The organism is Laceyella sacchari (genome assembly GCF_004343255.1).
Taxonomy (GTDB): domain Bacteria; phylum Bacillota; class Bacilli; order Thermoactinomycetales; family Thermoactinomycetaceae; genus Laceyella; species Laceyella sacchari.
On the sequence record NZ_SMDD01000001.1, the window covers coordinates 534,712 to 558,491 of the forward strand.

General features: G+C 48.8%; 24 protein-coding genes, 3 tRNA genes and 2 other annotated features. Of the genes, 21 read left to right on the forward strand and 6 right to left on the reverse strand.

Translation table 11 applies throughout. From position 1 onward, the window contains the following. The first annotated feature begins 74 nt into the window (after positions 1–74). The 11 genes from EDC32_RS02530 to rplT all read left to right on the forward strand — a co-directional run bounded on the left by EDC32_RS02530 (position 75) and on the right by rplT (position 8,108). Positions 75–1,529: a replication initiation and membrane attachment family protein gene (locus tag EDC32_RS02530; protein ID WP_132219888.1), complete on the forward strand. Its 1,455-nt coding sequence runs from the start codon at positions 75–77 to the stop codon at positions 1,527–1,529. Positions 1,530–1,647: 118 nt separating this feature from the next. After that, positions 1,648–1,723: transfer RNA gene (locus tag EDC32_RS02535), tRNA-Phe, on the forward strand. A gap of 3 nt (positions 1,724–1,726) precedes the next feature. Continuing rightward, positions 1,727–1,801, forward strand: a tRNA-Gly gene (locus EDC32_RS02540). Between the two features lie 10 nt (positions 1,802–1,811). After that, positions 1,812–1,900, forward strand: a tRNA-Leu gene (locus tag EDC32_RS02545). A gap of 161 nt (positions 1,901–2,061) precedes the next feature. Further along, positions 2,062–3,174 carry a cyclic dehypoxanthinyl futalosine synthase gene (mqnC, locus tag EDC32_RS02550; protein ID WP_132219889.1) on the forward strand — a complete coding sequence of 371 codons (1,113 nt, stop codon included), beginning with the start codon at positions 2,062–2,064 and terminating at the stop codon, positions 3,172–3,174. A 238-nt stretch (positions 3,175–3,412) separates the two neighbouring features. Beyond that, positions 3,413–4,885: a flavin monoamine oxidase family protein gene (locus tag EDC32_RS02555; protein WP_246026825.1), complete on the forward strand. Its 1,473-nt coding sequence runs from the start codon at positions 3,413–3,415 to the stop codon at positions 4,883–4,885. A 123-nt stretch (positions 4,886–5,008) separates the two neighbouring features. Continuing rightward, positions 5,009–5,647, forward strand: a complete 639-nt coding sequence (locus EDC32_RS02560) for a metal-dependent hydrolase (protein ID WP_132219890.1) — start codon at positions 5,009–5,011, stop codon at positions 5,645–5,647. 105 nt (positions 5,648–5,752) lie between these two features. After that, a complete protein-coding gene (gene ytxC / locus EDC32_RS02565; protein ID WP_132219891.1) occupies positions 5,753–6,646 on the forward strand; it encodes a putative sporulation protein YtxC in 894 nt (297 codons plus the stop codon). 165 nt (positions 6,647–6,811) lie between these two features. Beyond that, positions 6,812–6,952: a sequence feature (ribosomal protein L20 leader region), on the forward strand. A gap of 83 nt (positions 6,953–7,035) precedes the next feature. Then, positions 7,036–7,494: a translation initiation factor IF-3 gene (gene infC / locus EDC32_RS02570; protein ID WP_375163176.1), complete on the forward strand. Its 459-nt coding sequence runs from the start codon at positions 7,036–7,038 to the stop codon at positions 7,492–7,494. 19 nt (positions 7,495–7,513) lie between these two features. Further along, a complete protein-coding gene (rpmI, locus tag EDC32_RS02575) occupies positions 7,514–7,711 on the forward strand; it encodes a 50S ribosomal protein L35 (protein ID WP_022735863.1) in 198 nt (65 codons plus the stop codon). A gap of 43 nt (positions 7,712–7,754) precedes the next feature. After that, positions 7,755–8,108, forward strand: a complete 354-nt coding sequence (rplT, locus tag EDC32_RS02580) for a 50S ribosomal protein L20 (RefSeq protein ID WP_022735864.1) — start codon at positions 7,755–7,757, stop codon at positions 8,106–8,108. A gap of 138 nt (positions 8,109–8,246) precedes the next feature. Here rplT and EDC32_RS02585 read toward each other — a convergent pair whose 3' ends face one another. The 3 genes from EDC32_RS02585 to thiD form a co-directional block, all read right to left on the reverse strand. After that, complete coding sequence (locus EDC32_RS02585; RefSeq protein ID WP_022735865.1) at positions 8,247–8,669, reverse strand: MarR family winged helix-turn-helix transcriptional regulator; 423 nt, start codon at positions 8,667–8,669, stop codon at positions 8,247–8,249. Positions 8,670–9,177: 508 nt separating this feature from the next. Beyond that, the gene (thiE, locus tag EDC32_RS02590) at positions 9,178–9,816 is read right to left on the reverse strand and encodes a thiamine phosphate synthase (RefSeq protein WP_132219892.1); all 639 of its coding nucleotides are present in this window, start codon (positions 9,814–9,816) and stop codon (positions 9,178–9,180) included. Further along, entirely contained in the window at positions 9,806–10,621 is an 816-nt protein-coding gene (gene thiD / locus EDC32_RS02595; protein WP_132219893.1) for a bifunctional hydroxymethylpyrimidine kinase/phosphomethylpyrimidine kinase, read from the reverse strand. The genes thiE and thiD overlap by 11 nt, the downstream gene beginning before the upstream one ends. 183 nt (positions 10,622–10,804) lie before the next feature. On the opposite strand from thiD, the gene EDC32_RS02600 reads away from it, so the two are divergent. From EDC32_RS02600 to EDC32_RS02610, 3 genes are all read left to right on the forward strand, one after another. Beyond that, entirely contained in the window at positions 10,805–11,497 is a 693-nt protein-coding gene (locus tag EDC32_RS02600; RefSeq protein ID WP_022735868.1) for a DsbA family protein, read from the forward strand. Positions 11,498–11,517: 20 nt separating this feature from the next. Beyond that, complete coding sequence (locus EDC32_RS02605; protein ID WP_132219894.1) at positions 11,518–11,955, forward strand: disulfide oxidoreductase; 438 nt, start codon at positions 11,518–11,520, stop codon at positions 11,953–11,955. Positions 11,956–12,047: 92 nt separating this feature from the next. Then, a complete protein-coding gene (locus EDC32_RS02610; protein WP_132219895.1) occupies positions 12,048–12,230 on the forward strand; it encodes a hypothetical protein in 183 nt (60 codons plus the stop codon). A 71-nt stretch (positions 12,231–12,301) separates the two neighbouring features. On the opposite strand, the gene sspI is transcribed toward EDC32_RS02610, so the two are convergent. Beyond that, positions 12,302–12,511, reverse strand: coding sequence for a small acid-soluble spore protein SspI (gene sspI / locus EDC32_RS02615; RefSeq protein ID WP_022735871.1), 210 nt, complete (start codon positions 12,509–12,511; stop codon positions 12,302–12,304). Between the two features lie 102 nt (positions 12,512–12,613). Between sspI and EDC32_RS02620 the strand changes: the two genes are divergently transcribed. The 6 genes from EDC32_RS02620 (at position 12,614) to EDC32_RS02645 (ending at position 18,713) form a co-directional block, all read left to right on the forward strand. Further along, a complete protein-coding gene (locus EDC32_RS02620; protein WP_102991892.1) occupies positions 12,614–13,276 on the forward strand; it encodes a potassium channel family protein in 663 nt (220 codons plus the stop codon). Continuing rightward, positions 13,273–14,085 carry a TrmH family RNA methyltransferase gene (locus EDC32_RS02625; protein ID WP_132219896.1) on the forward strand — a complete coding sequence of 271 codons (813 nt, stop codon included), beginning with the start codon at positions 13,273–13,275 and terminating at the stop codon, positions 14,083–14,085. Before EDC32_RS02620 ends, EDC32_RS02625 begins: the two co-directional genes overlap by 4 nt. Positions 14,086–14,146: 61 nt before the next feature. After that, positions 14,147–14,378: a binding site (T-box leader), on the forward strand. Positions 14,379–14,425: 47 nt separating this feature from the next. Continuing rightward, the gene (gene pheS / locus EDC32_RS02630; RefSeq protein ID WP_132219897.1) at positions 14,426–15,427 is read left to right on the forward strand and encodes a phenylalanine--tRNA ligase subunit alpha; all 1,002 of its coding nucleotides are present in this window, start codon (positions 14,426–14,428) and stop codon (positions 15,425–15,427) included. A gap of 15 nt (positions 15,428–15,442) precedes the next feature. Next, complete coding sequence (pheT, locus tag EDC32_RS02635; RefSeq protein WP_132219898.1) at positions 15,443–17,857, forward strand: phenylalanine--tRNA ligase subunit beta; 2,415 nt, start codon at positions 15,443–15,445, stop codon at positions 17,855–17,857. A 73-nt stretch (positions 17,858–17,930) separates the two neighbouring features. Next, positions 17,931–18,179, forward strand: a complete 249-nt coding sequence (zapA, locus tag EDC32_RS02640) for a cell division protein ZapA (protein WP_022735876.1) — start codon at positions 17,931–17,933, stop codon at positions 18,177–18,179. A gap of 9 nt (positions 18,180–18,188) precedes the next feature. Beyond that, positions 18,189–18,713: a CvpA family protein gene (locus EDC32_RS02645; protein ID WP_132219899.1), complete on the forward strand. Its 525-nt coding sequence runs from the start codon at positions 18,189–18,191 to the stop codon at positions 18,711–18,713. 60 nt (positions 18,714–18,773) lie between these two features. Here EDC32_RS02645 and EDC32_RS02650 read toward each other — a convergent pair whose 3' ends face one another. Both EDC32_RS02650 and EDC32_RS02655 read right to left on the reverse strand, forming a co-directional pair. Next, positions 18,774–20,102: an MATE family efflux transporter gene (locus EDC32_RS02650; RefSeq protein ID WP_132220907.1), complete on the reverse strand. Its 1,329-nt coding sequence runs from the start codon at positions 20,100–20,102 to the stop codon at positions 18,774–18,776. Positions 20,103–20,369: 267 nt separating this feature from the next. Next, positions 20,370–21,344 carry an ADP-ribosylglycohydrolase family protein gene (locus EDC32_RS02655; protein ID WP_246026826.1) on the reverse strand — a complete coding sequence of 325 codons (975 nt, stop codon included), beginning with the start codon at positions 21,342–21,344 and terminating at the stop codon, positions 20,370–20,372. 376 nt (positions 21,345–21,720) lie between these two features. Here EDC32_RS02655 and polX point away from each other — a divergent pair, with 376 nt between their 5' ends. Next, the gene (polX, locus tag EDC32_RS02660) at positions 21,721–23,445 is read left to right on the forward strand and encodes a DNA polymerase/3'-5' exonuclease PolX (protein ID WP_132219900.1); all 1,725 of its coding nucleotides are present in this window, start codon (positions 21,721–21,723) and stop codon (positions 23,443–23,445) included. Positions 23,446–23,780: the final 335 nt, after the last annotated feature.

Genomic DNA, 23,780 nt, shown 5'->3' on the forward strand with positions numbered 1-23,780 from the left:
TGGCTTCAAGCGTTGGTTGTATGTTACAATGATACAACCTGACTGAGGCAACATTGGTTCGAGGAGGCCGGTTGATGGCGATATTCTGGAAAGATATCGGCTGGCGCTGCCGCTCGGGACGCCCTGTCCACAGTGCTGATCTTATGAGTCTCATCCATTTGTATCAACCGATGATCGGCGCATCGGCCATGTCGTTATACATGACCTTGGCGTATCAGCTTCCCCTGACCCGTGCGGGGGTATCAGAGATTCACAGCCACGCCTATCTGTTAAAGCTATGTTCGTTTAATACAGAGCAACTCTTAAAAGCGCGCCATCTGCTGGAAGGAGTGGGGTTGCTCAATGTATATGAAAGAAAAGATTCCCAACACGGCTCATTCTATGAGTATGAGTTGATCGCGCCGCTTTCTCCGGTGAAATTTTTCCAAAGCGACATATTGAGCATGACGCTGTATCATTTCTTGGGAAAAGAAGGTTACCTTGCGGTGCGGGAGTTGTTGATTGATAAAGAAGCGGTTGCCAAACAGTCGGATGGCAGCCAAGTAAAAGATATTACCAAGTCGTTTCAAGAAGTGTTTGAAAGCCTTTCTCCCGCAGATTTGGCTAGGGCTGCGGAACAAAACCGCGACACCGTCTGGTCAGGCGTGGAAGGCGATGAGAGCTTGACGGAGGGAAAAGAACCGCAACTGTGGGAAGACATTGATTTTGCGATGTTGAAAATGCGACTTTCTTCCATTGTTGACGATGATTGTTGGACAAACGAATTGATGCGGGATTTAATGCAGATTCGCTTTTTGTATCAATTGGACGATTGGGCCTTGTTAAAAGCGTTGCAAAATCCCTATGTGACCAGACATGGGCGCATTGATGTAGATCGGTTGCGTGCTTACATCAAGAGCGAATATCGCTTGCGATTTGGGGGAGCACCGATTGTATCGCATCGTGCTCCCAAAGAAGTGGAAGCGACCGCACCGGTAACTGTGTCAACTGCCAGTTCGGAGCCGCTGTCTGAAGAAGAAAAGCATTTTCAGCAATTGGCGCAGATCTCCCCGTTGGAGTTATTGGCTTTTTACCAAGGCGGTTCGCGTATTCCCGACAGTGATGTGGAATTAGTGGAGACATTGGTCAGGGACTACGGTTTACCGCCTGAAGTGATCAATGTGCTGTTAGAATACGTCCTCCTGAAATATGATTACCGCCTGCCGCGCAATCTGGTGGAGAAGATCGCCGGCCATTGGAAAAGACGGGGAATCAAAACGATTCAAGAGGCGTTGGAGCAAGCCCGGAAAGAGACGTGGGAGACAAATAAGAAAAAAGAAGCCCCGCGCAAATCCAAGTCTAAAGCCAACAAAAGAGAAGAAAAACTGCCGCAAGCGTTGCAATCGCAATGGGACGCCAACCAGGAGGATGAAACGGCACTTCCCGCCTCGGAAGAGCTTGCCGACAAACAGGCAGCGATTCAAGCCAAGTTGCGCCTGATGAATGAACGGTTGCAAGCCAACAAGACGGGCAAGGAACCTATGCCATAAACACGTGTTTGGCCGGGGGTTTGATAAAAATCAAAAAAACATTAAAAAAGTATTGCTTTTGCATCAACCCCCGTGCTATAATCTTTTTTGTCAGCAAATGATTCTCTTATTCTTAAATGGTTCGGTAGCTCAGTCGGTAGAGCAGAGGACTGAAAATCCTCGTGTCGGCGGTTCGATTCCGTCCCGAACCACCATTCGCGGAAGTGGCTCAGGGGTAGAGCATCGCCTTGCCAAGGCGAGGGTCGCGGGTTCGAATCCCGTCTTCCGCTCCAATTTCAATATGCTGGGGTGGCGGAATAGGCAGACGCACAGGACTTAAAATCCTGCGGTGGGTGACCACCGTGTCGGTTCGAGTCCGACCCTCAGCACCAAATGCGTGCCCCCGAATGCACACGGATTGATGCCGTTGTGAATTCGGGGGCTTTGATTGTTGATGGAGCAGATTGTGGGCACGGGCAGACAAGGTTTTCTGTTTGTGATAACATTAGCATATTGAATCGAGTTTCGACCGAATGGTTGGAGGGTGGATAGCATGTCAAACATTGATGCGATCTTAAAGCGGGCTCTGGACGGAGAGCGTCTCGGGCTTGAGGATGGGATCGCTTTATGGGAAAGCAATGAGATAGAGAAGCTGGGCCACGTGGCCAATCAGCTGATGTTAAGAAGACATCCCGAACCGATTACCACCTTCGTAGTCGGACGCAATATTAACTACACCAATGTGTGTGACACTTATTGCCGTTTTTGCGCTTTTTACCGAGCACCAGGCTCCAAAGAAGGCTATGTGTTGCCGAATGAAACGATTTTCCAAAAAATACAAGAGACGATCGACGTCGGCGGCACCGAAATTCTGATGCAAGGTGGAACCAACCCAGACTTGCCGCTGTCCTACTATACTAATTTGCTTCGCGAAATCAAAAAGCGGTTTCCAACGATCCATATGCACTCCTTTTCGCCAGCGGAAGTGATGAAGATGAAAGAGGTTTCCGGCTTGTCGCTGGAAGAGGTTGTGAGGGAATTGAAGGAAGCCGGGCTGGACTCTATTCCCGGAGGCGGAGCGGAAATTCTGGATGATGAAATCAGACGGAAAATCAGCCGCTTGAAAGGCTCTTGGCGGGATTGGATGGATGTGATGCAGACGGCCCAACGCCTCGGCATGACAACGACCGCCACCATGGTGATCGGTTTTGGCGAGACATTGGAGCACCGCGTCAAGCATTTGTTGCGTATCCGGGAGGCGCAGGATCAGACCAAGGGATTCTTGGCGTTCATCGTCTGGACATTCCAACCGGATAACACCAATTTGAAGCGCGAAAAGCTGGGGGCGGAAGAATACCTCAAAGCAGTCGCTGTCAGCCGCATCATGTTGGACAACATCCCCAACTTGCAGTCTTCCTGGGTAACGATGGGACCAGAAGTGGGCAAGCTGTCCCTGCAATACGGATGCAATGATTTTGGTAGCTCGATGATTGAAGAGAATGTTGTTTCGGCGGCGGGAACCACGCACAAGGTGAACAACAACCTCATCTTGCGGCTGATTCGGGAAGCCGGTAAAATTCCGGCGCAACGCAATACCCACTATCGCATTTTGCGCGTGTTTAAGGATGATGAGCAATTTGAGCATGACTTTGTGATGCAGAACTAAGGTGCCGTGTAGCGAGGTGCTCATCAGGAAAAGATGTCTTCATCAGACACATGCTAAAACCGCTGATGCTTTATAAAAACTCCGCAACGGTTGCGGAGTTTTTTTGTATTCAATAACGGCTTGTCCGCGTGAATTGCTCAATTGTGGCAGATGCCGCGACCGCCATTTCTTTGGATGAATAAATTGTTTTGGAAAAATCCAGAGGGCTCGTTTGGCAGAGCCGCAAAGGGGAAACGACATGAGTGTGTTACAAATGACTGATATGAGCACAGGACGAATGTTGTCCATCATTCGTGACGGGTTGCGGAAAACAAGGCAACCCAAAAAAGTGATCGTTGTCGGGGCCGGTATGGCCGGGTTGGTCGCTGCTTCGCTGTTAAAACAGGCGGGGCATCAAGTAAAAATCATTGAGGCCAGCTCTCGGGTAGGAGGGCGTGTGTACACGCTCCGCAGTCCATTTACTCAAGGGGAATACTTGGAAGCGGGGGCGATGCGCATCCCCAATGTCCATCAGTTGACACTGGCTTACATCAAGAAGTTTGGTTTGCCGATCAATCCGTTTATCAATGCCACCCCCAATGACCTGATTTACACCAACGGGGTGCGGACAACGGCCAAGGAGGCTGAACGCAATCCCAATATCCTGCGGTTTCCCGTAGCGGCGAAAGAAAAGGGCAAGTCCGCGGACGAATTGTTCCTGGCTGCTTCGCGGAAAATTCTCGACTTCGTCAAGCGCAATCCGAAGCGCAACTGGCCCATTGTCGTGAAGCGGTTTGATCACTATTCACTCGACACGTTTTTAAGACATAATCCAGTGGGGCCCAAACTCTCTCATCAGGCGATCGACATGATTCAGATCATGCAAGATACCGAAGGCATTTCGCAACTTTCATACATTCAGACCCTGCAAGCATTTCAGCTACTTTATCAACCAAACATCCGGTTTTATGAAATCACGGGTGGCAACGATAAACTGCCCAAAGCGTTTTTACCCCAGTTGCGGCGGGATATCTTGTTTAACCACAAGATGACGAAGATCTCCCAACGCAATGGAACGGTCACCATCCATTCAGTGAATACGAAAACGAAACAGCCGGTCAAAACGATGGGGGATGTGGCGATTATCACGGTTCCTTATTCGCTTTTGCAATTGGTGGAAGTAGAACCCAAGCACCTTTTCTCCTACGGCAAACGTAAAGCGATTCGCGAATTGCATTACGCGCCAGCCACCAAGATTGGAATCCAGTTTAAACGCCGTTTCTGGGAGCAGGAGGGGCATTTGGGTGGCAAGATTGTGACGGACTTGCCGGTGCGTTATGGATTTTATCCCAGCCATGGCTTGGGCAAGCGGGGACCAGGCGCGGTACTGGCCAGTTATACATGGGAGGATGATGCTTTGCCCTGGGATGCGTTGAGACAGGAAGACCGAGTGCGACAAGCGTTGGAAAATTGGGCGAAGTTGCATGGGAAAAAGGTGTTTCGCGCGTTTGACTCCGGAACGTCGTGGAGTTGGTCCCAGTATCAATACAGCGGTGGCGCGTTTGTGTTGTACCGGCCTGGGCAGCAGAATGAGCTGGGTCCTCACTTGGCCAAACCGGAGGGGAGAGTCTTTTTTGCTGGTGAGCATGTATCTTCCACTCCGACTTGGATTCAGGGGGCGATCGAGTCAGCGATAAGAGCAGCGGTCGAAGTACATCAATTTAAAGGATGAGACAATAAAATATCTCTATTTCATAGATTTGATTTTTTGAATTTGATATTTTTAATATAAAACCAAATAGTAACGTTTACCAACTGTTCGCCCCTTGATACAGAGAGAGGGAGGGAAAGATCGGTGGAAGGAAAAACACATGCGGCGATTGGCATGGCCACCGGCGTGGGTTTGGCGTGTGGCATGGGTGAATCAGCTGATGTGGCGGTGCTTGGCTTAACAGTAGTGTCAGCGGTGATCGGATCGCTTTTGCCAGACATAGATGAAGATGGGAGCATGATCAATAATTTTTTGTTTCCTTCGCTTAAACGAACATACCGCTCGTTTGCGCTGGCAGCCTTGGGTGCTGTGATGGTACTGTTTTATTTCCTCAAGGGTTTGCCCGCATGGGTGCTTTGGTTGGGGCTGTACGCCGCGGTGGTCGCTTATGTCCCCCACCGCACCGTCACGCATTCGCTGTTGGCTTGCGCGTATGTGGGCTGGGTCGTCTACACGATCGCGCCCACATACACATGGGCGGTGGTATTGGGATATTTGTCCCATTTAATTGCCGACACCATGACCAGCGCCGGGGTTCCTTACTTGTGGCCGTACAAGAAGCGGTTCAATCTCAAAGGGTTTGGCGTGAAAGTAAAAACAGGAGGGGCGGGGGACCGCCTCATCGGCACGGTAGCCATCATTGTGGCGGCCTTGGGCTTTGTGTATTTGGTAGGACAGGTCTTGTATGATGAGGCATTGACGGCCGGGTGGATCTCACCCTAAGGCAGACTGGTCCGGACAAGGTCTTTCTTTGGTCAATTGAAGTATACACTTCCTTTATCTCCCATATACTATTATCAATTTAAGGGAGGAGGAAGGAGGAGCCAGGTGGCTTATGTGATCTCGCTAGATCATCATGATCGCGCGAAAATCATTTGTCTGAGCGCCCATTTGAAGGAATGTGTCGCCCTTTTCCAAGAAAATGTGCTGGGTTGCCATATAGATGAATCCATATGGGGAACGCGGTATCGATGTACCATCGGACTGGAACGCCGTAGCCGGTTTCAGGAGAGGGAATTTCGCAAACGGCTGGGGCGAGCAGTGGCCGAATTCATTTGCGAACACATGGAACCGGAAATGATTCGGCAAATCATTCAACACGAACACGGCTTGCGACAACAGGAAGAAGTGAAGCAAATTGAGGGCCGAGTGAGGCGCTTGCTTGAAACAAGTGCCTGGGAATGCGCAAAGGTGGTGTATGCCAACCGCCGGGATAAAATCGCCCGTCAAGTCAGCTCTTTTTTAAAAGGATCGGCGGAATTGGCCATTGATGGATTCGCTCGGTTCAGGATGAAAACCTATCGTTACGTGCTGGCAACATGCGTGCAAGAAGCGTTACACGACTATTTGTTGGATCAAGAATACAAGGAATTCATCCACTTGTTGCGTTCGTTTGTGGAGGTGCAACCACCCAAACTGGATTTCGTCCACCTGATCCATGAAGGGAGGGGCGCATTCCGGTTGATGCAAGCGGATGGCACACCGTTGGCATGGAAAGAGGGAACCGAAGCGTTAAACGAGATGTTTGAATTTTCCCTTTCGCGTGAGGATATGATTGTCAGCACCCTGTTGTCGATCGTTCCACAAGAAATGTGCCTGCATACGCAGAATCCTCAAGAAAATGTGATCCGCACCCTGATTCAGATTTTTGAGGGGCGCCTGCACCTATGCGAAGGATGTCATCTTTGCAGACGCCCGGTGCATTGTCAGGAAGATGCGTGATTCCGGCGTGAGACGCAGAAGTGATCAGCTTGGTATACATAGTGGGTGAATTTTTTCCAATTGACGCCGGTGCTGTTTTTCGGTAAGCTAATACTCGTTGATTCTAGGAAGGCAATAAGCCGTATCCTTGACATATGACTTGTCAGTGTGCTAACATAATGACATTGTTCAAAGCAGAGGCGCCCGCTTCTCACCTGGTCGACGCGAACGCAGTTGGCAGGTTAATGGTTCGGAAGACACATTTCCTATGTTTGCGCAGGGAAATTGAATGTGGGCGTTATCTGACGCCCACATTTTTTATTTGCCTAAAATTTTTTTGGAGGTGGCAGGTTATCAGCAAGGATCAACAACACCAAGTCAACGAGGCGATTCGCGCTCGTGAGGTTCGCTTGATTGGAGTCGACGGCTCACAATTGGGTATCAAACCGCTCAGAGAGGCGTTGCATTTGGCGCAAGAAGCGAACTTGGATCTGGTGAACATAGCCCCACAAGCAAAACCGCCGGTTTGTCGTATCATGGACTATGGTAAGTTCCGTTACGAGCAAAGCAAGCGGGAGAAAGAAGCGCGCAAGAACCAGAAGATCGTTCAGGTCAAAGAAGTGCGCCTGAGTCCGACCATCGAGGAAAACGATGTTAAGACCAAGCTAAACCATGTGCGCAAGTTCTTGCAAGGCGGAAACAAAGTCAAATTGTCGATTCGTTTCCGCGGTCGGGAAATCACCCACCAAGACATTGGTCGCCGCATTTTGGATCGTTTGGCTGACGAAGTGAAAGATATCTCTGATATTGAGCGCCAACCAAAGTTGGAAGGCCGCCAAATGATCATGATCTTAACACCGAAACAGTAGTTGCAAGGAGGAGCATCCAATGCCAAAAATGAAAACGAAACGCGCTGCAGCAAAGCGTTTTAAGAAAACGGGTACCGGCAAAGTAAAACGCAATCACGCGTTCAAAAGCCATTTGCTCGGAGGTAAAACGGCGAAACGCAAACGTCATCTGCGCAAAGACGCTGTTATGCACTCCGGCGATGTGAAACGCATTAAACAACTGATCACATACATGTAAGGTTCGCTTAGATAGGAAAGGTTTACTTCAGGAGGGATTTACAGTGGCAAGAGTAAAAGGTGGTACCGTAACTCGCGCTCGTCGCAAAAAGGTACTGAAACTGGCTAGAGGATATTTTGGTTCCAAACACAGACTGTTCAAAACGGCGAAACAACAAGTGATGAAATCCTTGATGTACGCTTACCGCGATCGTCGCCAACGCAAGCGTGACTTCCGCAAACTGTGGATCACACGGATCAATGCTGCGGCACGCCTGAACGGTTTGTCCTACAGCAAATTCATGCACGGCTTGAAAGTGGCTGGTGTCGACATCAACCGCAAAATGCTGGCTGAATTGGCTGTTACCGATGCAAAAGCATTTGCTGATCTGGCTAACATCGCAAAAAACGCGAAGTAATCATACAGCAATCATCATGCAAAACCCCCCCGGTTCATCATGAATCGGGGGGGTTGTCTTTTGTATCAGAAACGGAGCCGATGAGGATTAAACCGATCATCAAAGGCGGTTTTTCACCTATGATGGCAACCGCGAACGTTAGCTCCAGTCGATTTTGTTAAGCAGGTTGAGCAGGGTTTCAATTTCATCGGTAGCCAAGTGTTCAAATTTTTCCCTGTAGTATTCCGTTTTCCGCTGTGCCAATTTTTCAATCACGTCTTGCCCCTGTTTGCTGATGTGAAGCTCCACCACGCGCTTGTCCAGCTGCGAACGCTTGCGGTAAGCCAAGTTTTTCTTCTCCAAGTGGTCAGCGACGTGAGTGATGTGGCTGACGGAGCAATCAAATTCTTGCGCCAGAGCTGTCACGATTTGCGGACTTTTGTCTTGCAGACTTTTGAGCACGTTGAATTCGGCACCGTTGATTTGTTCTTCACAAATGTCCGCCATATCTTTGCGCATTTGGCGGAACATGTGGCGGAAAGATTGTTCCAACTCTAAAATCATTTCTAAGCGATCTGGCATGTCGGATCTCCTTAATGCTTGTTTCATAAAGTCGAGTAATTGCGCTGTGCTGTATTATAACGTTCTGATGATGTTTGGGCAAATGGAAAATTTGTAAACGTCAGTGCGGTTTTGCAAAATTTCTATGCTTATAGTGGCAAAAGCTAATGAATGCGCATGCCCACGATAGAGATTGCGGTCGCCGGGATGCCTTGTTACGACTAAAGAAAGAACCAGCCGGTGGGACTGGTTATGATCATCAAGTTGAGTTTAGGTTATTTTTTGCAATCGCAGTCTGGGCATTGGCAATCGGGAGTGCCGCATTTGTTGCATTTGGAAGTGCGGGGTTCAACAATGGTGTTCATATGGTTCACCTCCACACAGGTATCCAGGTTGTTATATTTCATTTTATTATATTTCTTTGCTGTTGTAAATTGAATATGCATAATTTATTGAATAATCAGCGGATAGATATGCCCACCCGCCATGTCAAGTCGGCGGGTGAGACAGGTGACCGAGCGAATGTGCATTAACGATAGCATTGTCGCAACTGTTGCGCGGCCTGTTTGGGGGAGTCGGCGCGAGTGATGGCGGAGATGACGGCAATGCCATCTGCCCCAGCTTGACGTACTGCAGCCATGTTATCAACGGTGATGCCACCGATACCGACGATCGGAAAGTCACCAAGTGCTTGGCGAATCTCAGCTAATGCCTTTGGCCCAATTGGCTGTTTGGCATCAGGCTTGCTCGTCGTGGCAAACATGGGACCGATGCCGATATAATCCGCTCCTTCTTGCTGTGCTTGTCGTGCTTCAGGGATGCTGCGGGCGGATACCCCAATTACACAAGACGGGGGAAGGATGCGTTTGGCCTCGGTCACGGGCAAGTCGTCTTGGCCGAGATGAACTCCGTCGGCATCGAGGATTAAAGCCAAATCCACCCGGTCATTCACCAGAAAGGGAATCCCATGTGTGCGGCAGAGGGCGCGCAGGCTGTGACCCAACTCCACCGTTTCACGCAAATTGCGCGCGGAATGTTTTTCACGAAACTGAAAACAGGTGATGCCCCCTGAGATGGCGGCCTGAAGCACGTCAACCGGATCACGGTCGAGGCAATCTTGGCTGCCCATCACCAGATATAGGCGCAAATCTTCTGCTTTAATCGGCATACAGCTCACCTCCTAGGCGATGAGCCCAATGATTGGTTGGCCCATGGCCGCTTCCCAGCGGAAATGCATGAGAAATGGCAGCTGAAATGAACTGCTTTGCCTGGGAGACGGCGTTGGCCAAGGTAAAGCCGCGGGCCAGATAGGCAGCAATCGCAGCTGAAAGCGTGCATCCTGTTCCGTGAGTGTGGGGGGTGTCAAATCGGGGTGAACGGAGAAAGACGAACTCTTTGCCATCATAAAAGAGATCGACTGCTTCATCATCTTCAAGATGCCCACCTTTGATTATCACGGATTGGGCGCCGAGTGCATGCAAGGCTTGTGCCGCTTGTTTGCGTGCGTTCAGATCGGTAAGCGGCGTTTCCGTCAATGCTTCGGCTTCAGGGATATTGGGGGTGATTACGGTAGCGAGCGGAATCAGTTCTTCTATGAATTGTTTTCTGGCCGCCTGATCCAACAGCAGATGCCCGCTGGTCGAGACCATCACGGGATCAACCACCAAAGGAAATAATTGGTGCTCCTTCACCTTGCGGGCGACAAGAGCTGTAATCTCGGCATTGGCCAGCATGCCGGTTTTGGTCGCGTCCACACCGATGTCTGTTGCCACAGCATCTAGCTGCTTGGCGACAGCCTCTGCAGGGAGGGTTTGTACATCAAAGACCCCCAGGGTGTTTTGTGCCGTCACGGCCGTGATCGCGGTCATGCCGAAAACCCGGAGTTCTTGGAACGTTTTTAAATCCGCTTGGATGCCGGCGCCTCCACCACTGTCTGAACCGGCGATGGTCAGGGCCCGTGCAAGTTGAGTCATCTGGGTTCCCCTTTCTATCAGTTGTGTGAGATCCGGTGTCTTCATTTATACAACCACATTCTATCAGAAATAAAGGGGTTCAATATTAATTTGAATAGTTCGTCTATAGTGAAAGTGGGCAACTGGCATATATAGAAATTTACAAGTTTTTATTGTACCATCTAGAAGAAGGAGTGTGAAAACATGGCCAATAAGCACAAGAAGAAAAGCGTGTCTGATCGAATGGGCATGATTACCATGGTTACCGTTTTGCTGGTCTTTTTGGGTTTGGGCATTTTTGCGGTGATCCAATCCATCACCCAAAGCGGTGAACAGGCGAAAGAAAAAGTGAACATCAAGCTTGACGGTCAACCGGTTGTCGGGAACCCCAATGCGCCGATCAAGCTGGTTGAATTCGGTGATTTCAAATGCCCGACCTGTAAAATGTTTCACGATGAGATTTATCCTCTGCTGAAAAAAGAGTATATCGACACCGGCAAAGTGCAAATGGCATTTATCAATTATCAATTTTTGGGTGCTGATTCCGTGACTGCTGGCATTGCGGGCGAATCGGTATACAAGCAAAATCCGGAAGCTTTCTGGAAATTTTATGACGCAATTTACAAAAATCAAGGGGATGAAGCAAAAACCTGGGCCACTCCTGAGTTTTTGACTGAATTGGTCAAGAAGAACATTCCGGAAGTGAATGCGGATCAAGTGAGCAAAGACTTGAAAAGCAAAGCTTACGAGAAAGATGTGCTTGCGGACAACCAATTGGCGCAAACCTATAAAGTGGATGGTGTTCCGACCGTCTTTATCAACGGTGTCATGATGGATAACGCGATGGATTATGCCGCCTTGAAAAAAGCGATTGACGCCGAGCTGAAGAAAAAATGAGAGAGGGAAACTGATCCAAGATGAAGCGGATATTGTCTACATATGGTCTTTACTTTGCCTGGCTGGTCGCGCTTGTGGCCACAGGAGGCAGTCTGTATTTCAGTGAAGTGTTGGGCTTCATTCCCTGTACCCTGTGCTGGTATCAGCGGATTTTAATGTATCCGCAAGTGATTCTGCTCGGAATCGCCTCTTATCGCAACGACCATCGTATTATCCCTTATGTTTTGCCGTTGTCGGTGTTAGGGGGATGTGTTTCGCTCTGGCACTATATGGAGCAGAAAGTGCCGGGTTTTGCGACGATCCTGCCTTGCCGCGTCGGCGTGCCTTGTGCGCAAGCCTATATTGATTGGTTTGGATTTATCACGATTCCATTTTTGGCATTGGTCGCGTTCATCTTGATCATTGTCTTTCTCTCATTTGCCCGCAGTGGTTCAGTTGAAGACGAAGCTTCAGAATAAACGGGCGTATTTCCCTTGGCATTTGCCGGAGCCTGTTGTGACGGCGGGTACATAGACTAGTACTGAAGTCACAACGAAGGGAGATCGTATCCGTGAAAAATGGAACGTTGAAGACAAGCGGCATAGGTTTTGGCGGCTTCGGCGGGATAGGGTCGGCAATCGCCATCGCGATCATCGTCATCCTGATCATCGCCTTCTTCTGCTTCTGGGGCTTTTTCGGAGGCGGCTGGGGTTTCGGTGGGGGCTGTGGTGGTTTCCCCGGATTCTGCCTGTAACGCATAACAACGAAAAAAGCAAGCCTGTTCGTCAAAAACGAACGACGGGCTTGCCTGTTTTTTTTAAAGCCTTATTTAGGAAGCGCTTCGTGCAGTGTTTCGATGAGTTGATTGCGCTCGGCGTCTGAGCTGTTTTTCCAGATGACTTCAAACAGTACACCCAGTCCGGGCAACAATTTTTCTTCGCCTTGTTGAATAGAGTCCACCACTAATTCTTGCAGTTGTTGCGGATTCATGGTATGAATGTTGTGTATTACTGCACCGCGAATGTCAAAATTCATCCTGATAACCCCCTTTTACATAAGTCTGTACGGAAAAAATAACTTTATCCCTGAACGATTTGGGTTAAGCTAATTTGCAGAGGCATTGCGGAGGCGACAAAAGTGAGTAAAACGTTTGCAATTATTGGTTTGGGTCGATTTGGAGGGAGCGTGGCCAAAACGCTTCATTCCATGGGATACGAAGTGTTGGCCATTGATAAAGACCACCAACGCGTTCAGGATATGTCCCAAGTCCTGTTGCACACCGTGGAAGCGGACACGACCGATGAAAACGCGTTGAAAGCGCTGGGAATACGCAATTTTGACGTAGTGGTGGTTGCCATCGGCAATGACATCCAGGCCAGCATCTTGACCACGTTGGTGCTCAAAGAGATCGGATGCCCGAAAGTCGTGGTGAAAGCGATCAACGAGATGCATGGTAAGGTATTGAATAAGTTGGGAGCCGACCGCGTGGTGTTCCCGGAACGCGACATGGGGGTGCGCGTAGTTCACAGCTTGATTTCACCCAATATCCTGGAGTATATCGAACTATCCGATGACTATAGCATCATTGAGGTAATCGCCGGTGAATTTTTCAATGGGAAAACACTGCAGGAATTAAATATTCGCGCGAAATTCGGCTGCAATGTGATGGCCATCAAAAACGGGTCGCAGTTTAACATTAATCCTGCGGCGACCGATATGATACATAAAGGTGATACGTTAGTTGTGATCGGCCATAATGACGATTTGAAAAAATTACAGGAAAAGACAGATGACCAATGACGATAAAAAAACGCATTTCCATTACATCTCCTCATAATGAGCAAGTAAAACGCTGGAAAAAGTTGAACACCAAAAAAGGGCGGGCGCAAGAGAAGGCGCTGTTGATTGAAGGTGAACACCTGGTATTGGAAGCGGCGCGGGCATCTGCACAGTTTGAAGCGGTGCTGGTCCACAGGGATAAAGAAGAGGTTTACCAACGCATCAAAGGGGAATTGCCGCCCGATGCGCCCGTGTACGAACTGGCTCCTGCTGTATTTGGCGCACTGGTGGATACTGAAACGCCGCAAGGGTTGGCAGCTGTCATCACTGCGCCAGTTTGGCCACATGACGTTTGGCTGGACAAAGATGGTGATTTGACCGTGCTACTGCTGGATGCTGTCCAAGACCCTGGCAACTTGGGGACAATCATCCGTACAGCTCAAGCGGCGGGAGTGGATGGCATCCTGCTGGGGAAAGGGACGGTTGATCCATTCAACGCCAAAGTGGTTCGTTCGGCGATGGGTGCGTTGTTTCGCATGCCGCTTATCCAGATTGATTTGGCGGAAGCGATTCCCATGTTGCAGTCCCGGGGAGTGACAGTTGTGAATGCCTCTCCACATGCTGGCACACACCATTTTGATTATGCTTTTCCAGCGCGGGTGGCACTGTTATTGGGCAATGAAGGCCGAGGTGTCGATGAGAAATATCTGCCGCTGGTGGATGCGGACGTCACCATCCCCATGCCGGGTGGAACCGAGTCATTAAATGTATCCATCACCGGCGCGATTTTGCTGTATGAACGAATCAGGCAACATTTTCAGGCAAGGTAACTGTTGCAGGTTGACTTTGCCATGGCTTATAATATTAAATAATTTAATCTGACAATGGATTTGAAAAGCGATGACAGAGAAGAGTAAGCAGTGCATCCTTTCAGGGAGGGGACACCATGACTGGAAGTGTTCCTAAGGAACTGGCTGCTGAAGTTCGCTCTGGAGCTGTCCCCTGAACGGACGTGAACGCGAGTAGGGGGAACCGGTTTGACCGTTATCTCTGTAAGTGGAAAAGAAGGAGAAGACTGCCTTCTTTTCAAAAAGGGTGGTACCGCGAATCTCTCGTCCCTTTGGACGCGGGATTTTTTTATTTTCCATCAAAAAGAGGGGAGTATCAATGATGCGCGAACGTTTAACAAGTTTGCAAGATGAAGCGGCCATTGCGATCGCTAATGCGGAGAGCTTGGACGCACTGAGGGAACTAAAAGTAAAGTATCTGGGAAAAAAAGGCGAATTAACAAGTGTATTGCGCGGCATGGGGAGTTTGCCCCCGGAAGAGCGGCCGGTGATTGGCGGATTGGCCAATGAGATTCGGGCACAACTCGACCTGTTGATCGCGGAGAAAGAAGCAGCCTTTGAAGAGGCGGCGCTCAATGAGCAGCTGGCCACGGAAACGATTGATGTCACGTTGCCAGGAACCCCTGTTAAGTTGGGTTCGATTCATCCATTGAATCTGGTGATTGAACAGCTGGAAGACGTCTTCATCGGCATGGGATTTGAAATCGCCGAAGGGCCGGAAGTGGAGACGGATCAATACAACTTTGAAGCGTTAAACCTGCCCAAAGACCATCCAGCACGCGACATGCAAGATTCGTTTTACATAACGCCAGAGACGTTGCTTCGCACACACACTTCGTCGGTGCAAGTGCGCACCTTGGAGAAAAAAGAAGGGCATGTGCCAGTAAGAATCATCTGTCCTGGTAAGGTGTACCGCCGCGATGATGACGATGCGACACACTCACATCAATTCACCCAAGTTGAGGGTTTGGTAGTTGACCGCGGTGTGTCGATGAGTGAGTTAAACGGTGTCTTGTTGGCTCTGATTGAAAAGATGTTTGGCGAAGGAACCGAAATGCGGTTGCGCCCCAGTTATTTCCCATTCACTGAGCCGAGTGTGGAAGTGGACATCTTTCATCCGGAAAAAGGCTGGGTAGAGATCTTGGGAGCGGGCATGGTTCATCCGCGCGTGTTGGAGAAAGCTGGTTACAATCCGGAACGTTATTCTGGTTTCGCCTTCGGCATCGGGGTAGAGCGGATCGCCATGCTGAAATACGACATTGATGACATTCGTCATTTTTACAATAATGATCTGCGTTTCTTGCGCCAATTTCGTTCTGAGTGAGAGGAGTGACATCTAATGCTAGTATCTTATGAATGGTTGTCTCAGTATGTGGATTTAGAAGGGATTTCTCCGGAAGATATCGCTGAAGAGCTGAATCGGACGGGGATTGAAGTGGAAGTAATCTACACCCGCGATCCCGGCGTGTCTGGTGTCATCATCGGGGAAGTAATGTCAGTGGAACGCCATCCCGAAGCGGATCGGCTCAATGTTTGCTTGGTCAACGTAGGGAAAGGGCAAGTGTTGCAGATTGTGTGTGGCGCGAAAAACGTGGCCGCCGGACAACGGGTGCCCGTCGCTTTGGTCGGAGCCAAATTGCCGGGCGGTTTGCACATCAAAAAAGCCAAACTGCGCGGGGTGGAGTCAAATGGTATGATTTGTTCCGCTCAAGAATTGGGCTTCCCGGAAAAAGTGCTGATGAAAGAACAAACGGAAGGCATTTTGGTGTTGGAGCCCGACGCGCCGATTGGCATCGATATCAAAGAATTCCTGGGCATGAATGACCAGGTGATCGAATTGCAATTGACGCCGAATCGTTCCGACTGCTTGGGAATGATCGGAGTTGCTTATGAAGTGGCGGCTATTTTTGACCGTGAGTTGCGTTTGCCCATGACACAAGATATGCCGCTACAATACGAGGCACCCATCAACGTGTACATTGAATCGGAAGAAGATTGTCCTTTTTATGCGGCGCAAGTGGTACATGACATTAAAGTTGGACCATCCCCGCAATGGATGCAAAACCGCTTGATTTCGGCGGGTATTCGTCCGATCAACAATATTGTGGATATTACCAACTACGTGATGTTGGAGACGGGCCAGCCGTTGCACGCCTTTGATTACAACCGCGTACAAGGAGGGCAAATTATTGTCCGCCGCGCGCTGTCCGGCGAACAAATCGTGACATTGGACGGTGTGACCCGCACGTGTGACGATCAAATGTTGCTCATCACCGACGGTGAACAGCCTCTGGCTTTGGCCGGAGTCATGGGCGGAGAATCTTCCGAGGTGACCGACGAAACGGTAACCATCTTGTTGGAATCGGCGTTCTTCGATCCGCAAATGGTTCGGCAAACCTCCCGCAAAGTGGGATTGCGTTCCGAGGCGAGCGCTCGCTTTGAGAAGGGGGTCGATCCGGAAGGGATTTTGCCAGCACTGGCGCGGGCTGTGCAGTTGCTCTGCCAAATCGCCGGTGGCGCGGTAGCTTCTGAAGCGATCGTGAAAAAAGTGGGCGATGTTGAGGAGATGGTGATCAATCTGCGCCATGAACGTTTGGTCAATCTGCTGGGAGTGCAAATAGATCCGGAAGAAGTACTTAATATTTTCCGTCGTTTGCAGTTCCCGACCGAAGTGACCGATGAGGGATATGCTGTGCAGATCCCGACACGGCGTCCTGATATCACGATTGAAGTGGATCTGATAGAAGAAGTGGCTCGGTTGTACGGATATGACCGAATCCCGACGACACTTCCGTGGGGTCAGCAACCGCCTGGGGGCTTGACTGAGGAACAGAAGGCGCGTCGGGTGATTCGCCACACATTGATGGATTTGGGATTGCATGAGGTGTTGACGTACAGCTTGACTTCAACGGAGCTGGAACAAGAGGTGGCCTCTTTGTTTGCGGTGGAGAACCATGTATCCTTGGCCATGCCGATGAGTGCGGAGCATGCTGTATTACGTAGCAACCTGCTTCCACACTTGATTGAAACTGCTTCATACAACCACCGCCATGGAAACGAACGCGTGCAAATCTTTGAGTTGGCTCATGTGTACTTGCCTGGACAGGCGGACGAGACGTTGCCAGAAGAACGGTTGTTCTTGGGTGGGTTATTGACAGGGAAGCAACCCGCCAGCATCTGGAAAGAGCAGCCGTTGCCTGCCGGTGAATTCTACAAGGCCAAAGGGATTTTGGATGCTTTGTTCGCTCGCTTGGGTGTGGTTGATGTGGAATATCAAGCTGTTGCACCCCACGGTTTCCATCCGGGACGTACCGCCCAGATATTGATTGGTGGCGAGGTTGCTGGACTGCTTGGTGAACTTCATCCGCAGCTGGCCAAAAAACATGATCTCTCGCGCCCTGTCGCATTCCAGCTAGATGTGGAGAGATTGTTCGCAGCAATCGAGGGGCCGTTGGTGTATCAGCCGATTCCGCGTGTTCCAGCGGTTACGCGTGATTTGGCCGTCGTTGTCGATGAAGCCGTTCCAGTCGGATTGTTGGAAGAAGGAATTTGGCAAGCTGGCGGAGAATTGGTTGAGTCTGTGGTGTTGTTTGATGTTTTCGCCGGAGAACAGATTGGAGTCGGCAAGAAAAATGTCGCCTTCTCATTAGCTTATCGCGCGGCGGACCGCACGTTGACTGATGAGGAAGTTTCGGCAGTGCATGAGCGTGTGATTTGCCATCTGGAAGAGACGTTTGGCGCCAAGTTGCGTTGACGGATTGCGGCTTTTTTGGACCTGTGAATCCATTGGGCATAAAGGCCTTCACCTTCTGTGAAGGAGGCGTAAGATGAAAAATAGACTGAGTGTGGAGATATACGGTCAGCAATACAATTTAACCGGCAAAGCGAGTCCGGGGCACATGCGCCAAGTAGCCAGCCATGTGGATGAGAAGATGCGGCAAATCGCCGACAAAAACCCCCGGCTCGATACGACGCGACTGGCCGTGTTGTCCGCGGTCAACATTGCCGACGAGTTTTTGAAATTAAAACAAGAACATGATGAAATCATGCACCTGATCGAAGATGAAGAACCGTAGGAGGATCATATGGGATGGTTTGATCTGATCGTACTGCTCTTCTTGATCGGGGCTGTGTTACAAGGTTACAGGCGGGGTTTGGTGCTGCAGGCCGCCTCGCTCGTCTGTTATGCGGTAAGCATTTGGCTTGCGTATCTGTTTGCCGATGATTTGGCCCCTGTCTTGGCCGAAAAGTGGCCTTTGCCAAAGACGGGCGAGACCGCTTTGCTTACTTTCCTGAAGGTGGATAAACTGTTGTATACGGTCTTGGCGTTTTTTGTCCTGATGATCGGCATTCGGCTTGTGTTGTCTTTGGTAGTTACCTTAATCAATCAAGTGACCAAACTGCCTGTGGTGTCCACCTTGAACCGTTCCGGAGGCGTGCTGTTTGCGGTGGCCAAACTCATGGTGATAATTGTGGTGATCGTGCACATGCTGACGGTCTTGCCATGGGAGACTGGCCAAACGGCGATGAAAGAATCGGTTGTTGCTCAGGCTTGTATCCAAATGACCCCGATGTTGGCTGAAGAGCTGACGAGTTGGTTGAAACGGTAAAGTAAAACACCTTGCCTTTGTGGCAAGGTGTTTTTTCTTTGTGTTCATTACATGGACTGATTAATGAATCAGACTGGTGATGCTCTTTTTCTTCCAAGACCAACGATAGTAGGCGTATTGCAAGCCCAAGTTGACGATGAATGCGGCAGGGTAGCCGATCCAGATCCCGATGATGCCAAGACTGGTGAAATTGGATAGGAAATAAGCAACAGGCACTTCCACTAACCAGATAGAAGTGACACTGAACACGGTCGGCCAAAAGACGGTGCCACTGGCGCGCATGGTGGCACTGATAATCATGGCCTGGCCGAAAATCAAATAACTCCACAGCGTGATCATGAGCAGATCATGGGCGATGGTTAGCGTCTGTTGGTTGGTCAGGAATAAGGATAAAATTTCTTTGGAGAGCAGATAGACCAAGGTGATTAATATGCCACTCATGACGACGTTGAGCAACGCACCGGCTCGAATGACTTGTTTCAGGCGATCCAATTGCTTAGAACCAATTGATTGGGCTGCGAAGATAGAGACGGCAATCCCCAAACTGATGGCTGGCATCGATACATAACTTACCACTTGATTGACTGCGCCATAGGCGGCAGTGGCGTTGGAGCCAAACTGATTCACAAAGGAGATGACGGCGATTTCCGACAGTGAAATGAGGATCATTTGGATACTGGACGGAATCCCGAGGCGAAGGAGCAATTTCAATAAATCCCAATCCATCCGCAAGTGTTTGCGCACAGAGGCATCAAATTGCAACGGATGTTTGGTTTTGCTAAGGTAGATCAGCGTAATGATAAACGTCAGTACGGTGGATATCACAGACACGTAAGCAGAGCCGTAGACGCCCAGACGGGGCAAACCCAACCATCCGAAGATGAGAAACGGCATCAGCGCCACATTCAGCAACGTACTGACAATCAGTGAGTAAAATGGCGTTTTGGAGTCCCCGATCCCTCGGATAAACGTGGTGTAGGAGATATATAAAAACATGACCGGCAGAGACCAAAAGAGGATGCGCGCATAATGTACGCTAACGGCGATGATATTCTCGGGTGTGCCGATGAAGCGCATGATCTCCCAAGTGAACAAGCTGCCAACTACGGATGACACCACGCCGAGAAAAAAAGTAAAGGTGAGCGTAGTGCCGACGATGGCTTTTAAGCGCTCTTCGTTTTTCGCGCCATGTGCCTGACCGATCAGAATCGAACTGCCTGAACCGATTCCGATGGTGAATGAGACAAGTAGAAAAAATAGTGGAAAGAAGGACGAGATGGCGGCTAAGGCTTCCACACCAAGCCAACGACCTACAATCAAGCTGTTCACAAACTGGTTGATTGATTGCAGTGCATTACTGAGGATCAACGGGATCAGAAAGATAAACATTGCGCGCCAGACGGGGGTATCTGGTTGATTGTGATTTTCGTGCACTGATTCCACTTTAATACATCCTTTATTTTATTATTACGACCGAGCATATTTTTCCCGATGACAGCGTGACTGAAACGAGATGTTGTTACCAATGCTTTCTACCCTTTCATGGAATGGGTGAATTTCCCCTCTTGTCTTTTCGGCAGTGGGCGCTTTTTTAAACAAAAAAAGACCCCAGCCGTTCTCAGCTAGGGTGTCAAAGTCAAATGACGGAAGTTGGATTCAGGCATGACGATGCTCTAACAATTTTTTAATCAACGGGTTTAATCGTTCTTGGCCGCGAAGTTCGGAGCGCCAATTAACAGGAATCGATTGGATGCCATCACGCAATCCGGCCAGGCCGCCGGCGATCGCTGCATTGGTGTCGGTATCCCGTCCTAAGAGAATGGCCGCCTTCACCACATCGGGATATGTTTTCTCCTTTAATGCTAAGCGGGCAGCGTGCAGACTTGCGACAACATAGCCGCTTCCGTCACTGAATGGTTCGCTGTCGGGGCGGATTTCCCATTCCAAGGCCTGTTCATGTGACGGCAGGTTTCGGTATAGGTCGCGCAACGTGCGTACAGCATCACTGTAAGCTTCATCCCATGCCAGGCCTTGTAGAAGGCGCCGTGCCCACAAACAATACAGGGCACAACAAGCTTGGTTGGTCTCATGCCCATGCGTGACGACGGATTGTAGATGTGCATCCTGTACCAAGTCTTCATCTGTGCCATGATGCCACAGGGCGAGTGGCAATACGCGCATCAATGATCCATTGCCTTTTCCTTCAGGACGGAGATATCCTGCTCGAGTCGGGGGTACCCCGTGGTGTTGAATGGCGCGCAATGCTTCACTGGTCTGCACACCGATATCAAAGACGCGGTGATCGACTGCATATTCCCCACGCTCAGCCCAAGCGATCAACCGTGACGAAAAGTCGTCAAGATCCAATTGTTCGCATGTGAGCAAGGAATCGAGCAGAGCCAAGGCTTGCGCACCGTCATCTGACCAGGTGCCTGGCGGAACGGTTGGATAAGTGCGGGGATACCCGGCTGGCGGGTGGAAGTCGATCTGACTAGCCGGGGGTAGCTCGCGTGGTTGCTTAAATTCGTACGGAACTCCGAGTGCGTCGCCGATCAAGAGACCCCACAAGCCTCCTAAGATGCGGTCTTCTATGTTGATTTGAGCTTGTGCCATGGCATTGTTCCTTTCCATTAGATGAATTCCCCTATATTATAAATCAAAAAGGGAACGGGCGGTCGTATGCCGAAGCGATTTGAATGAAATCGGAACGCCGTCTGGAAAGTGGCTAATTGCATTCAGCTACCAGGAGAGGTTATGTGTTTGATGTCAAGGAATTTGCAGTGGATTTACTATAAAATGGATTATGGTGGTATCATGGTTATCGAACGTATCCTGATGAAAACAAAGGTACCATATTGTTGATCCCAAGTGGGTTGCGAAAGAATAAGTGTAGAACTGAGAAAAACGGAGGAAGCATAGAGGTACTCTGATAATAGAAAAAAAGTACACAAAGTGGAGCTATTAGTGATTATTTTGTCTAGAATAAGGAAAGGTAGGAGGGAATTAGATGAATAATAAACAGATCGTGGCAATATTAAACCAGCTGGCTGATTTGATGGAACTAAGCGGTGAGAACGCTTTTAAAGTTCAAGCTTATCGTAGAGCAGCACGCACAGTGGAGAATAGTCGTACACCGGTAGTTGAGATGAGTGACGAATTGGAAAAACTATCAGGAATAGGAAAAGGAACTGCATCTGTGATTCGGGAGATTATTGAAACAGGACGTTTAGCACAACTAGATGAATTAAGACAACAGTTGCCTCCCGAACTTCCTGACTTACTCGCACTGCCGGGAATAGGTCCGAAAACCATTTATACCTTATATAAAAAATTACATATTACCAATATGGAGGAATTGAAACAAGCGGCTAAACAGGAAAAAATTCGTAGCTTGGCTGGATTTGGACCGAAAAAGGAACAAAAGATACTCGAAGCAATTGAACAATTTTCAAATCGCCCCAAACGAGCGCATCTTCATGTGGCGATGGCTGTTGCTTCTGCAATCAAAAAGCGATTGGAAGGAATCGCTGAAATTGAGAATATTGAATTAGCAGGAAGTATACGGCGATATAAGGAAACAATCAAAGATATTGATTTTGTTGTAGCTACAGATCATCCTGTAGAAGTGGCTGAGCAGATTGCTAACTTACCTGAAGTAATACAAATTGTTGGGCAAGGTGAAACCAAAGTAAGCATTGTTGTTGACGTAGATGGTATGGTGATGGGAGTAGACGTACGGCTAGTTACCTCAGACCAATTCGGTAGTGCTTTAAGTCATTTCACAGGATCTACAGAATTTAATATACTCATCAGGCAACGAGCGAAGCAATATGGCTGGAAAGTAAGTGAATATGGCATTTATGATCCTGATACAGATCAAACAATGACTTTTAAAGATGAGGCTGATTTTTTTGCTCAGTTGGAGTTACCTTTTATTCCACCAGAGTTGCGTGAAGATCGTGGTGAAATAGAAAAAGCTGAACTGGGAGCATTACCTGCATTAATTCAGTTAAGAGACTATCGCGGAGATTTACATGCACATACACTCTATAGTGATGGTTCTCATTCGATCAAAGACATGGCGTTAGCCGCAAAAGCAAAAGGATATGAGTATATTGCGATTACAGATCATTCACAGTCGCTGAAGGTAGCAAGTGGTTTGACAGTGGATGAGGTCTACGAACAATGGGCTGAAATCGATCAACTGAACCAAGAAGGTTTAGGGATCACAATTCTTAAAGGTGCTGAAGTAGATATCTTAGCAGACGGAACACTTGATTATCCAGATGAATTGCTGAAACAAATGGATTTGGTTATTGCATCTGTACATACTCAATTTAAACAAGACGAAGAAACCATGACACGTCGAATAATCAAAGCGATGGAAAATCCTTATGTAAATATCATTGCACATCCGACAGGACGACTGTTATTGCGGCGGGATTCATATGAAGTCAATGTGGATCAATTATTTAAGGCTGCACAGGAAACGGGTACTATTTTGGAATTAAATGCTCATCCTCATCGTCTGGATTTAAATGACCAGTTGTTAAAGAAAGCCAAAGAAGAATATGGATTAAAATTTACCATCAACACGGATGCACACTCGGCCGAGGGCTATGATTATATTATTTATGGAATTGCTACAGCACGTCGGGGTTGGTTGGAAAAGAAAGATGTGATTAATACATATTCATTGGATCAATTAAGAACCGTCTTAGCTAAAAATTAATGTTTAATATCAGAAACCATGCCAAGTTGGTCTGTGTCAGGTCTAACCCACACCGTTCAGCTTGGCACTAACAAGAACTATCTTAAACAAGAACGAATTAAAACTAGAATAATGATTACGAGACTTTTCAGTCCAGTAGGCGCAGCAGAATTATAATATTTACTTTCGTTCAGGGAAAAAAAGTAAATGTAAACGATGCGATAGAATTGGTTTTTCGGTTGGTTCAATGTTCGACTGACTATCGGTTAGGCGCGTTAAAAATACTGCGACATACCAGCGTAAAATATAGGCGAATATAGGGTTTGCTAGGTTGGTGCTAGTCGAAAGGGATGTCA

What these genes read in the sequence shown, in the direction of transcription:
- thiE (WP_132219892.1), bottom strand. Translation starts at nt 9,816, where the DNA reads ATGCCGATTAAAGCAGAAGATTTGCGCCTATATCTGGTGATGGGCAGC.
- EDC32_RS02650 (WP_132220907.1), bottom strand. Translation starts at nt 20,102, where the DNA reads ATGTTTATCTTTCTGATCCCGTTGATCCTCAGTAATGCACTGCAATCA.
- EDC32_RS02645 (WP_132219899.1), top strand. Translation starts at nt 18,189, where the DNA reads ATGGGATGGTTTGATCTGATCGTACTGCTCTTCTTGATCGGGGCTGTG.
- thiD (WP_132219893.1), bottom strand. Translation starts at nt 10,621, where the DNA reads ATGACTCAACTTGCACGGGCCCTGACCATCGCCGGTTCAGACAGTGGT.
- EDC32_RS02655 (WP_246026826.1), bottom strand. Translation starts at nt 21,344, where the DNA reads ATGGAAAGGAACAATGCCATGGCACAAGCTCAAATCAACATAGAAGAC.
- EDC32_RS02600 (WP_022735868.1), top strand. Translation starts at nt 10,805, where the DNA reads ATGGCCAATAAGCACAAGAAGAAAAGCGTGTCTGATCGAATGGGCATG.
- EDC32_RS02585 (WP_022735865.1), bottom strand. Translation starts at nt 8,669, where the DNA reads ATGCCAGATCGCTTAGAAATGATTTTAGAGTTGGAACAATCTTTCCGC.
- rpmI (WP_022735863.1), top strand. Translation starts at nt 7,514, where the DNA reads ATGCCAAAAATGAAAACGAAACGCGCTGCAGCAAAGCGTTTTAAGAAA.
- EDC32_RS02625 (WP_132219896.1), top strand. Translation starts at nt 13,273, where the DNA reads ATGACGATAAAAAAACGCATTTCCATTACATCTCCTCATAATGAGCAA.
- pheS (WP_132219897.1), top strand. Translation starts at nt 14,426, where the DNA reads ATGCGCGAACGTTTAACAAGTTTGCAAGATGAAGCGGCCATTGCGATC.
- zapA (WP_022735876.1), top strand. Translation starts at nt 17,931, where the DNA reads ATGAAAAATAGACTGAGTGTGGAGATATACGGTCAGCAATACAATTTA.
- pheT (WP_132219898.1), top strand. Translation starts at nt 15,443, where the DNA reads ATGCTAGTATCTTATGAATGGTTGTCTCAGTATGTGGATTTAGAAGGG.
- polX (WP_132219900.1), top strand. Translation starts at nt 21,721, where the DNA reads ATGAATAATAAACAGATCGTGGCAATATTAAACCAGCTGGCTGATTTG.
- EDC32_RS02555 (WP_246026825.1), top strand. Translation starts at nt 3,413, where the DNA reads ATGAGTGTGTTACAAATGACTGATATGAGCACAGGACGAATGTTGTCC.
- EDC32_RS02530 (WP_132219888.1), top strand. Translation starts at nt 75, where the DNA reads ATGGCGATATTCTGGAAAGATATCGGCTGGCGCTGCCGCTCGGGACGC.
- sspI (WP_022735871.1), bottom strand. Translation starts at nt 12,511, where the DNA reads ATGAATTTTGACATTCGCGGTGCAGTAATACACAACATTCATACCATG.
- mqnC (WP_132219889.1), top strand. Translation starts at nt 2,062, where the DNA reads ATGTCAAACATTGATGCGATCTTAAAGCGGGCTCTGGACGGAGAGCGT.
- EDC32_RS02605 (WP_132219894.1), top strand. Translation starts at nt 11,518, where the DNA reads ATGAAGCGGATATTGTCTACATATGGTCTTTACTTTGCCTGGCTGGTC.